The 2,505-nt window shown below is 34.5% G+C and carries 4 protein-coding genes and 1 pseudogene; all 5 read right to left on the bottom strand.

Going from position 1 to position 2,505, the window contains the following annotated elements; genetic code table 11:
- Window positions 1-94 precede the first annotated feature (94 nt).
- Window positions 95-592: a hypothetical protein gene (locus BHV72_RS00045; RefSeq protein ID WP_286853214.1), complete on the bottom strand. Its 498-nt coding sequence runs from the start codon at window positions 590-592 to the stop codon at window positions 95-97.
- Between the two features lie 3 nt (window positions 593-595).
- Window positions 596-1,267 carry a TlpA family protein disulfide reductase gene (locus BHV72_RS00040; protein WP_286853212.1) on the bottom strand — a complete coding sequence of 224 codons (672 nt, stop codon included), beginning with the start codon at window positions 1,265-1,267 and terminating at the stop codon, window positions 596-598.
- 136 nt (window positions 1,268-1,403) lie between these two features.
- Entirely contained in the window at window positions 1,404-1,775 is a 372-nt protein-coding gene (locus BHV72_RS00035; protein ID WP_022042825.1) for a hypothetical protein, read from the bottom strand.
- Window positions 1,776-1,780: 5 nt separating this feature from the next.
- A complete protein-coding gene (locus BHV72_RS00030) occupies window positions 1,781-2,083 on the bottom strand; it encodes a hypothetical protein (protein ID WP_005679307.1) in 303 nt (100 codons plus the stop codon).
- 165 nt (window positions 2,084-2,248) lie between these two features.
- A pseudogene (locus BHV72_RS00025) lies at window positions 2,249-2,505 on the bottom strand (DUF1573 domain-containing protein); the annotation flags it as partial.

Here is a 2,505-nt window from a genome sequence, read left to right as displayed (position 1 = left end):
ATTAAAAGGATGTTTCACATTATCAGCTAACATGGAATAACGATTCAGTCCATATTGTCGGAAATAATCAGCTTGATAATCCATATAGCGAGCCTCAAATGAAAGCAATACTCATAATGCCAGCTCTTGATTGCGATAAAATCACAGCTATTACAATTACAAATCCTATCAATCCTCCTACATACCGGATATATTTATTACTATCTGACAATAAGAATCCTACAAAAGGAAAACCAGCACAGAGACATGCCGCAAAGCCTGCAGGATTGTCAAAACTCCCCATAACCCACAAAGTAGTAGATATCTGAAAGAAACCGAGAATCTGAACTACCCCGAACATTGCCTGCAAAAAGCAAGAAATAACAATGATAAAACCATATACAAATATCCTCGTATCTTTCTGTTCATTCTGCCTGTAAAATAATATGTTTACAGCTTCATATGCTAATACTATAAATAGCATGAACACAGTAAAGCACCATTTAGGAACAATGTACGAGTCCGTAAATTGTCGTGAACAGGCAAAAAGACTACCTAAGCACAATGCAGCAAACAAATAATGAGATGTTCTTATCATTTTACCTATTCCCAACAATCATTTTTTAAAAGTTCCACTCAATCTTTCCAATGACCGCAACAATTGCCGTGTATCCCCGCCAACAGTTGCCCCTTGAATAACTCTGTTTTTATCAATAATAACATTTGATGGATACACATAAATATGTAATGTATCATCAAATTCGTCTCTGTAATCGGGAACAACAGTTATGTTTTCCCACTTCAGTTGTAATCTACCCATTAATCTCTTCACTTCTCCATTAGAATCAGGCGTTAGCGCTATAAACCGAATATTCGGATAATCCTCGGCTAGTATATTTAAAGCTGTAAGTTCCCGTATACAAGGACGACAATGCCTATTCCAAAAACATATAACTGTAATATCGGATTCATCCATTTTAACGGATTTTCTACTCATATCAGTTAATTTGATCTGAGGAAGCGTCTTACCAATTAAAGTCTCAAGTTTAGGATGCTTATAAGTTAAGTGAATTTCCGTTATTTCATCCGTTCCCTTGATAGAAATGATGTATTTACCCGTTTCTAAAGAGTCGGAATGCGCCTGTTCTGTTATAGGTCTTTGCTCTGCATCAAAATATATAATCGTGTCGCCTTCTACGGCAATCTTATTACTATTAATACGAGTTACCTTTTGAGCATGACAAACACCTACAAAAAGGAATGACAAAAGAATAAAATATAATTTCATATTTCAAAGGTTTTATAGTATGTAATGTAGCTGAATCAAACGATGTGTAACTCAGCTACAAAAACAAATTATTCTAAAAGATCATCTTTGTATTTTACAAACGCTTCTATCACCTTTTGACCAAAAACGATCAAAATCAATCATCAACCACTTCTATCAAATTCTCATCCTCCAATATTTTTTTCAACCGATAATAAAGATTTAATTTATGTTCTAAATCTTTCGATTCATCTACACTATCTGATTGTTCTTCCATTAAGCAACAGTGTTTATCTTCCGCAACAGGAGTTGAGGCTTCATCAAACTCTGCAATTTCCACTTCTACTACATCTCCTATTTCCAACATACCTCCGTTCCATACCAAATGTATTTCTTCAGGCATTTTTAAACCACTAAGAGTCCAAGTCAGACCACTATGCCAAGTAATATTAGCAACGATCCCTACTCCACACTGAGGAATGCCCGCCTTGCATGTTTTATCTTTAGATTTTACAATAAGTCCTTTCATACAAATTATATAAGCCCTTTTACTTTAAGTTCAACTTTTAGTTGTTCATATTTTATTTTCATTTTATCTTTATCATAGATTACTTTCATAGGAGGAGACACTTTTGATATTTCAACTACTTTTATTACAACCTTATCGCCTATTTTTAAGTTCTCATCGACCCAAACAAGCCTGCTCAAAGTGTCTGTCCCTCCTATATAAATGTTATCGTCAAATGAATAGTTACAGTTCACCATTACAAACGCTACATCATAGGATGTAATAATCACAGGCTCCCGGTTATTAATTCTTATTTCAAATCCTATCATAATTTTTTTTAGTGAGGACGAGGACAATCCCATATTCCTCCTTGGGCTAAACAGTATTCATGACAGCGCCTACATTCGGAATACCCCCAACCACCAGAATTTAGTCCACTATGTTCTTTCCCCTCCATACATTCATTATATTTTCTATTACAATAACTTGTATTACTACTTTGCTGACTCGCACATACCACGATTCAAATCCATTTTACACTTCAAAACTTCATTATATTTAGGAATTTTAAAGCGGTTAGGATAATGATAATTAGTTATTTTCATATCAGAAATCGCCTCGGTTGTATATAAAAAAGTTTCTTTAGTTGCTCCAGGAATTAAATCAATGAGTGTCCCAGTATCTGAAAACACACATGTCAAAGGTAGTGATAGAGGACAAAGCCATTTCATATACCAAGCATTTGAAGAAA

The sequence above is a fragment of the Bacteroides sp. 43_46 genome, from assembly GCF_001915455.1.
GTDB lineage: Bacteria > Bacteroidota > Bacteroidia > Bacteroidales > Bacteroidaceae > Bacteroides > Bacteroides caccae.
This window is presented reverse-complemented; position numbering and strand designations above follow the sequence as displayed.